Origin of the sequence: Rhizobacter sp. (genome assembly GCA_021153565.1) — a bacterium.
Classification (GTDB): Bacteria; Pseudomonadota; Gammaproteobacteria; order Burkholderiales; family Burkholderiaceae_C; genus Albitalea.
In genome coordinates this window covers 1-8,254 of the sequence record JAJKJU010000022.1, presented here as the reverse complement: position 1 = coordinate 8,254, position 8,254 = coordinate 1, and the positions used below count along the sequence as shown (strand labels likewise).

Annotated in this window: 7 protein-coding genes; 3 read left to right on the top strand and 4 right to left on the bottom strand. The window is 62.8% G+C overall.

Features of this window, described 5'->3' with window-relative positions; all coding sequences use genetic code 11:
* The first annotated feature begins 117 nt into the window (after window positions 1-117).
* Both AC30NL_RS01745 and AC30NL_RS01740 read left to right on the top strand, forming a co-directional pair.
* Window positions 118-951, top strand: coding sequence for a transglutaminase-like cysteine peptidase (locus AC30NL_RS01745; protein ID WP_489462290.1), 834 nt, complete (start codon window positions 118-120; stop codon window positions 949-951).
* Window positions 952-964: 13 nt separating this feature from the next.
* Window positions 965-2,902: a bifunctional diguanylate cyclase/phosphodiesterase gene (locus AC30NL_RS01740; protein WP_489462289.1), complete on the top strand. Its 1,938-nt coding sequence runs from the start codon at window positions 965-967 to the stop codon at window positions 2,900-2,902.
* A gap of 78 nt (window positions 2,903-2,980) precedes the next feature.
* On the opposite strand, the gene AC30NL_RS01735 is transcribed toward AC30NL_RS01740, so the two are convergent.
* The 3 genes from AC30NL_RS01735 to AC30NL_RS01725 form a co-directional block, all read right to left on the bottom strand.
* A complete protein-coding gene (locus AC30NL_RS01735) occupies window positions 2,981-4,600 on the bottom strand; it encodes a response regulator (RefSeq protein ID WP_489462288.1) in 1,620 nt (539 codons plus the stop codon).
* Window positions 4,601-4,602: 2 nt separating this feature from the next.
* Entirely contained in the window at window positions 4,603-5,058 is a 456-nt protein-coding gene (locus AC30NL_RS01730; protein WP_489462287.1) for a response regulator, read from the bottom strand.
* Between the two features lie 122 nt (window positions 5,059-5,180).
* Complete coding sequence (locus AC30NL_RS01725; protein ID WP_489462286.1) at window positions 5,181-6,338, bottom strand: ATP-binding protein; 1,158 nt, start codon at window positions 6,336-6,338, stop codon at window positions 5,181-5,183.
* Window positions 6,339-6,746: 408 nt separating this feature from the next.
* Between AC30NL_RS01725 and AC30NL_RS01720 the strand changes: the two genes are divergently transcribed.
* Entirely contained in the window at window positions 6,747-7,208 is a 462-nt protein-coding gene (locus tag AC30NL_RS01720) for a BON domain-containing protein (protein ID WP_489462285.1), read from the top strand.
* A gap of 240 nt (window positions 7,209-7,448) precedes the next feature.
* Here the strand turns inward: AC30NL_RS01720 and AC30NL_RS01715 are convergent.
* Window positions 7,449-8,254 (bottom strand): hypothetical protein (locus AC30NL_RS01715; RefSeq protein ID WP_489462284.1); only part of this gene is annotated, 806 nt, incomplete at its 5' end.

Here is an 8,254-nt window from a genome sequence, read left to right as displayed (position 1 = left end):
TGAGAGTATTTCGATCATGCCCGCTCATCACGCCAAAAGCCCCCTGCTCGTCGTTGCAAATGCTCGCCATAGCCAAGCTATGGCTGCGCTTTTCGCCTAGATCAGGCGCCTTTTGACGTGCTGCTCGGACACGTTCGAAATACTCTCAGCCTCGTAGACCACGACATCGTGACCGACGCCGTTCTTCCAATGCCCGCGCTGACCGCGCGCACAAGCCTGGCGCTTGCGCGCGCGCAGTCACGTCGCGCCGGAGGCTCGCTCATGGCGTCGTGGCAAATGCTCACGCAAGCCACGTGGCAAGCTTGGCTGCAGCGTCTGGTGATGCTCGCGCTTTTGGTCACGGCCTTCCATCATCCGAGGGCCTGGGATGCTGAACGCATGCTGGCCGCGGCGCACCAGTACGGGCCTCGCGCGCTGGCCGGCGCGAAGGCCCTGCAGGAGGTGATGCGCGGCGCGCAGGATCTCGACGACGACGGCAAGCTCGCCGCGCTCAACCAGTTCTTCAACCGCCGCATCCTGTCGCGCGAAGACATGGATGTTTGGGGCCAAGTCGACTATTGGGCGAGTCCGCTCGAGATGCTCGACAAGGGCGCAGGCGACTGCGAAGACTTCGCCATCGCCAAGTATTTCAGTCTGGTCGCGATGGGCATGCCCATCCAGAAGCTCAGGCTCGTGTATGTTCGTGCCCAGATCGGTGGGCCCGGCGGCGCGGTACAAGCCCACATGGTGCTTGCCTACTATGCAATGCCTAATGTGGAGCCATCGATTCTCGACAATCTCATCAGCGACGTTCGCCACGCCTCGCGGCGGCCCGACTTGTCGCCGGTGTTCAGCTTCAACAGCGAGGGACTGTGGCAAGGCGTTGGGTCGCAGACGGCGGGGGACCCGACGGCGCGCTTGTCGCGCTGGCGTGAGATCCTCGTGAAGGCGCGAGCCGAAGGATTCCAATGAACAAGGGGGCGACATGTCGCTGATTCGCCAGATATGGCTGCTGCTCGTGAGCGCCTTGCTGCTTGCCTTCTTCGGCAGCGTGGGCGTGGCCGTCGAATCCGCGCGTGACGCATTGCAGACCCAGTTGCGCCTGAAGAACAGTGACAACGCTGCATCGCTTGCGCTTGCGCTTTCCCAGCAGAAGGGCAATCAGCAGTTGATGGAACTGCTGATGGCGGCGCAGTTCGACACGGGTTTCTATAGTCAGATCAAGTTCACGACCACCGATGGCCGCGTGACGTTTTCGCGTGAGCAGAACCCCGTGCCTGCGCTCGCGCCGAAATGGTTCGTCTCGCTTTTGCCTATCGAGTCGGCTGCGGGCCTTGCGCAGGTGTCGGACGGGTGGCGCGCGCTCGGATCGATCCAGGTGGTGAGCCAGACCGCCTTCGCGCATGACGAGTTGTGGAAGGGAGGTCTGCGTGCGGCATTGGCTCTCGCAGCTGTGGCCGTCATCGCTGCACTGCTGGCTCGAGCCGTGGTCGAGCGCATCCGCCGCCCGCTCGACGCAGCGGTGAAGCAGGCGCAATCGCTCGTCGACGGGGAGTTCGTCACGGTGCGGCAACCGCGCGTGCCCGAGCTTGCGCGGCTGACCGAGGCCATGAACACAATGGTCGAGCGACTCAAACTCATCTTCGAGGCTCAAGCGGTGCAGGTCGAGACGCTGCGGCGCGAAGCGCATTCGGACTCGCTCACAGGCCTGTCAAATCGCAAGCATTTCATGGCGCAACTCGGCGGCTCGCTGCAAGGCGAGGACGGTCCAGTCGAAAGTGGCCTCGTGCTGCTGCGCGTGCTCGACCTCGCTGGTGCGAATCGAAGTCTCGGCCATGCCGCCACAGACCGCATGATCTCGGTGGTGGCACAGGCGCTGCAGGCCTACACGCAGCGGGTCAAGGGCTGCTACCTGGGTCGGCTCAACGGCTCCGACTTCGCCTTGTGCCTGCCGGTGGGCGGCGTAGCACTCGAGACTGCTCAAGCGGTGACGCAGGCTCTGTCGGCGACCCTGCCGGCCTTTGGACCCGGCATTGCGGTGGCCGTGGGTGCGGTCGAGATGCGCCGCGACACGCCGGTCGGGCAGGTGATGGGTGCCGCCGACGCAGCGCTGGCACGAGCCGAAAGTCGCGGCGATTTTGAGGTAGAACTCGGCAGCATCGGTGACGCTGTCGTTCGGGACACAACGACGCTTGGTGAGAACACCTGGCGCAAGAGTATCCGCGACGCATTGGCGCAGGGCCGACTCAGGCTGGGAAGCTTTCCGTTGATCGGCGCGAAAGGCGAATTGATCCATCTTGAGTGCCCGCTGCGCATTCAGCTCGATCCACAGGGGCCTTTCGAAACGGCGGCGCGCTGGCTTCCGCTCGCGCTGCGCGGCAAGCTCACGGCGGCTATCGACGAGCGCGCCGTCGAACTCGCGCTCACCGACATCGAGACGGACGGCAAATCGCGGTGCGTGAATCTGTCCAGCGCATCGCTTGTCGACAGCGCCTTTGCCGCGCGGCTGCGCGCGCGCCTGCTCGATGCGCCGCGACAGTCGCGGCACCTGTGGCTCGAGGTTCCCGAGAGTGCCGCGGTCGAACAATTCGCGCACGTGCAAGAGCTGGCGCATCAATTGCGGCCAACGGGTGCGCGGGTGGGGCTCGAGCATGCGGGAGAGAGGCTCGCACGCATCGAACGGCTCTTCGAAGCAGGCCTCGACTACGTGAAGCTCGACGCGAGCGCAGTCCAAGGCATCGCAGGGGACGAGAGCCACAGCAACTACCTCAAGAGCGTGATCGCAATGCTTCATGGGCTGTCGATGAAGGCATTCGCCGAGGGCGTAGTGGACGAGGAAGATGCGACGGTGCTGTGGCGTATTGGCGTGGATGGTGTGACCGGTCCATGGGCGAGCAGCGTGCGCAAGGACTTGCTGGGGTAGTCCTGGCTGAAATTCGGGATGGGTTTTGACCCCATGGGCGGTCCCGGCCAAGGACCTTCCGGGATGTCCTGGCTAGATCTAAGCCACCACCCGACCCGGCGACCCTCGTTGTTCCTGTGCCCCGTCAATCCAGGCGATATGCAAGAGCCTGGCCGTGCATTGCATCAAATCCTTCAGGTTGACCGGCTTGCGGAGGAAGGAATTGGCGCCCACGGCCATGGCGCTGGCTTCGACTTCGGGTGTGGCGCTGGCCGACACCACAACGATCGGAATTGCTTCAATTCGCGGTATCTTGCGCAGCTGCTGGATCACCTCGACACCGCCGATGTCGGGCATCACGATGTCCATCACGATCAAGTCGGGTAGCAGCGATTGCGCGAGAGCGATTCCATCGTGGCCGCTGGTTGCTTCGCGTACATCGAAGCCCACGGCTTCGAGGGCCGAGATCAGCACCGCGCGGTTTTCCGGCACGTCATCGACCACCAGCACGCGACGCTTGGGACCTCGGTAGCTGAGGGCCGCGGTCTCGCTGGGTGTCTCGACCCGGCTCGTCCATTCACTGGTGGCCACGTCGAGTTCGAAGGAGAACGTGTTGCCCATGCCGCGCCGACTATCGACCTGAATGTCACCGCCCATGAGGCGCACGAACTGCTGGCTGATCACCAGGCCCAGGCCGGTGCCGCCGCCGCGCTGGTGGGCATCGCCCACTTGCTCGAATGGCTGGAAGAGCCGTGCGAGCTGCTCCTCGCTCATTGCCTCGCCGGTGTCCTGCACCTCGAAGAGCATGCGCATGGGCGGCGTGAAGCGCACCTTGAGCGTGACCACGCCGCGCTCGGTGAACTTCACCGCGTTGTCCAGGAGATTCAGCAGCACCTGGCGCAACCGGCGCTCGTCGGTGCGGATCGCCTGGGGCAAATTGGGCGCGAAATCGCAGACGAACTCGAGCGACGGCTTTTGCTGCGCCTTCACGCGGATGATGTCGTCGATGACCTGGAAGAATTTCGCCACGGGAAATTCGCTGGTGACGATTTCGACCTTGCCAGCCTCAATCTTGGCGACATCGAGAATGTCGTTGATGAGCGTCAGCAGGTGCTCGCCGCTTTGACGAATGGCCGACACGCCAAGTTGTTGTCGCTCGGTGAGCGAGCGATCCCACTGCAGGATCTGCGCGAAGCCGAGGATGCCGTTGAGTGGCGTCCGCAAGTCGTGGCTCATGTTCGCGAGAAATGAACTCTTTGCCCGGCTCGCTTCTTCGGCGCGCTCTTTCGCAGCCTGTGCTTCCGAGTGCGCCTGGCGCAGCGCCTCTTCGGCCTGGCTGCGGCCGATCGCATAGCGGATGGCACGGATCAGAAGTGAACTGTCGACTTGGCCCTTGACGAGATAGTCCTGGGCCCCCGCCTGCAGCGCCTGGACGGCGACCTCCTCGTCGGTGAGGCCGCTCAACACGACCAGGGTCGGAACCGAGTGGCCCTGCGACAAAAGTCGTTGCAGAGTGTCGAGGCCCGTGCTTTCGGGCAGGCCAAGGTCGAGCAGCACCGCGTCGACCGGGTAGCGCTGCAAATGCGCGACTCCGGCGGTCAGGCTCGAAGCCCACTCGAGTTTGAGGCTGAGTCCGCGCGCTTCGCCGAGCATGAACTCGATCAGCCGTGCGTCGGCAGCGTTGTCTTCGATCAGCAAGACCCTGATGGGCTGGTCCATGTTCAGATGGCCTGTCGAGGCGGCAAAGTGACGACCGTCAGCCAGAACTGCTCGATGGCTTGGACGATGCGGGTGAACTGCTCGAAGTCGACCGGCTTGGTCACGTAGCAGTTCGCGTGGAGGTTGTAAGCGCGAACGACATCCTCTTCGGCTTGCGAGGTCGTCAGAATCACGACTGGAATCGTCTTGAGGGAAGTGTCGGCCTTCATGGCTGCCAGCACTTCACGGCCGTCCTTCTTGGGAAGGTTGAGGTCGAGCAGCATGAGGTCGGGGCGAACGGAATCTTCGTAGGGCTTGTTTCGGCGAAGGTAATCGAGCGCAGCCGCTCCGTCGCTCACGACGTTGAACTCATTCCAGATCTTCGCGCCCTTGAGTGCTTCCTGGGTCAGGCGGACGTCCCCGGGGTTGTCCTCCACCATCAGGATTTCAATGGGCCTCAGTGTCCGTTGACCGGTCATGACAACACTCCTGATCCGCGATTTTTGGATGAGCGCCGGCCACTATAGACCCGATGCCCATACCTCAACCATCACGATTTCCCCCGGACGCGCATGAGGACATTTACCCACACGAAATACTCTCAGCCTCTGCGGGGAATCGTGAATGAAAAGGTGGATCCCACCCCCACTTTCGACTGCACGGAAATTTCACCACCGTGCCGCTCCACGATCTTCTTGCAGATCGCGAGGCCGATGCCGGTGCCCGGGTATTCGCCCCGGCCGTGCAGACGCTGAAAAAGCACGAAGATTCGATCGAAGTATTCCTCGGCGATGCCGATACCGTCGTCGCTCACGCTGAGGCGCCATGCATCACCCGCAAGCTCCGCGCTGATGCGAACCGTCACTGATGCGCCGCGCTTGAACTTGATGGCGTTGGACACCAGGTTCTGGAAGAGCTGGAGCAGTTGCGACGGGTCTCCCATCAAGACCGGCAAGGGCCCGCGCGTGACGTTCGCCCCGCTTTCCGCGATGGCGACGGTGAGGTTGCCAAGCGCAATGTCGAGCACGCGGTTGCAATCTATCGGCTCGAAGGGCCGAGCCTTGGTGCCCACGCGTGAGTAAGCCAGCAAGTCGTTGATGAGGGCCTGCATCCGCTTCGCGCCGTCGACCGCGTAGCCGATGAACTCGTCGGCGTCGGCGTCAAGCTGCCCCTTGTAGCGCTGCGCCACGATTTGCAGATAGCTTGCCACCATGCGCAGTGGTTCCTGCATGTCATGTGATGCGACGTAGGCCAATTGTTCGAGTTCGGTGTTCGATCGAAGCAGGGCAGCTTCGGTCTCGCGTCTGGCGACGATCTCGGCCTGCATTTTTTCGTTCTGCTCTTCGAGCCGCTGGCGCAGGCCGTAAAGCGTGAGGTGCGTATCGATGCGCGCCAGCACCTCGGCGCCGTCGAGCGGCTTGGTGACGTAGTCGACACCGCCGACCGCGAAGCCCGTGAGCTTGTCGCTGGTGTCGGTCAGGCCGGTCATGAAGACCACTGGAATGTCGCGCGTGGCGGGCGTGGCCTTGAGCTGCCGGCAGGTTTCGAAACCGTCCAGGCCCGGCATCATCACGTCGAGCAGGATGAGGTCGGGGCGAACGAAGCGTGCGCGTTCGATGCCTTCTTCGCCCCCCTGCGCTACCACGGCCATGTAGCCCTGCCGTTCCAGGTGGCTGGTGAGCACGCCGAGATTTGCCGGCATATCGTCGACGATCAGTATGGTCTTGGCCTTGGACTCCGACGGTGTCTCGCTCACCATGGCGTGGCTTTCGAAAAGTCGCAAAACGCAGTCTATGCCGGACCGCAAGCATGTAAGCGGTTTTTGCATGTGGCACTCAAGTGCATCCGGCAGGGGCATCGTCTGACAAGCTGACGCGGCCATGGCCGGGTGTGTGTGCGCGAATCGCCCTCTAAGGTTCAAGGGTCTCCGAGGCTGAGAGTATTTCGAGCGTGTCCGAGCAGCACGTCAAAAGGCGCCTGATCCAGGCGCAAAGCGCAGCCATAGCTCGTGCTATGGCGAGCACGAGCAGCGGTCTGTTGGCGTGATGAGCGGGCATGATCGAAATACTCTCAGTCCTCTCAGGACGATCTTGACAGGCAGGTGGCCTGCCTGCCTATCACACCCATGGACCCAAGTCGCCGATGGCGACACAACGAGGAGTGAGAAATGACCCACCAAAGCATGACGATGACCGCCGTGAGCGTGTTGATCGCTGCGCTGGCCCTGGCCGGCTGCAACAAGCGCGACGACGTGAGCAGCGTTCGACCGTCCGATAACACCGCCGTCGTGGTCGGCCAGCCGTCGGCGGGCGATCAGGTTGCCAAGACTGCCGAAGACGCAAAGAACGCGACCAAGGAAGCCGCGAACGACATGAAGGACGCCACCAAGAGCGCCGCCGACCAGGCGTCGAACAAGGTGTCCGATGCCTTGATCACGACCTCGGTGAAGGCCGAACTCGCGAAGGATTCGAAGCTGAGCGCATTGGCCATCAGTGTCGACACCGATGGTGGCCGCGTGGCACTCAAGGGTACAGCGCCGGACTCGGAATCGAAAGACCGGGCCACCAAGCTCGCCGCCGGCGTGAAGGGCGTAGTGAGTGTGGACAACCAGTTGAGCGTCAAGGGCTGAGTACACAAGGAAATACAAGACTCCGTCGCGCAGGAGACTGTGCGGCGGACGTTTTCGCAGGCAAATCGTGTCCTGTCAGGACGCGCGCGATGAACGGTCTTGCACGCCTGGGTCGAGGACACTGTTGAGACATATCCATCCTCGCCCGGCAGCGATCGACGTGGAGACGACACGATGAAGCACCCGGCCAGCGCGAGTGCTGACGTCCACCGTGACCATGCGCCGACTTCATGATGCAAGTCAGCCGTTGTCTTGATATCGCCGCAACGCGTCGCGTTCATCGGGTGGCAGCGTCCGCAGCCACTGCTGCACCAGCGGATTCGTGTGCAAATTGCCGTCATCGGTGACGTAGGCGGCGAGCTGCCCGGCGTCCAGCCCAAACGCTCCTGCGGTGGTAGCTACGCTCTCGGGCTGGCGATGTTGGCGCGTTTCACGAAGACTGGACATCGCCCTGGTCAAGTCATGGGTGGGCGGCGCTGCTCGTAATGCCTCTGCAGGCTGCGATGCCACCACATCAGCGACTTCGGCAAGGAAGAGCTGGAATCTCACTTCGGAGTTGGTTTCGCTCATTGCCGGTGAGGCCGGCATGGGTGTCGCGGGCTGAGCCGGCAATGCCTGGGCAGTCTGCGAAGACACGACTTCAGCAGCCTCGGCGAGGCAGCGCTGGAACCACTCTTCGGAGTTGGCTTGGCTGTTTGCCGGGAAGGCCGGCACCGATTGCGTGTGATCAGGCCACTGGGTCGACTGCATTTCGACGCTGTGCTGGGGGTTGGAGAACGAATCCAGATCGTGGAAATCGAACTCGTCGGGATCAGGCAGATTGCTCAAGTCTAGAGAAACCGTGGGCAGGGACGGCTGCGGCGTGGCCGGCTGGACTTGCTGCACAGGTTGGCCCCTGTGGTGGCGGAGCAGCATCTTGAGGGCAGGCTTCAGGCCGTTGTGAGTTCCATTGGCACCGCCGTTCTCGCCGAGGTATTTGTCCCGCAGGCTGTGGACCTTCTGCAGATCCCCGCCGCGCTCGATTTCCAGGATGTTCTGCAGCCCAC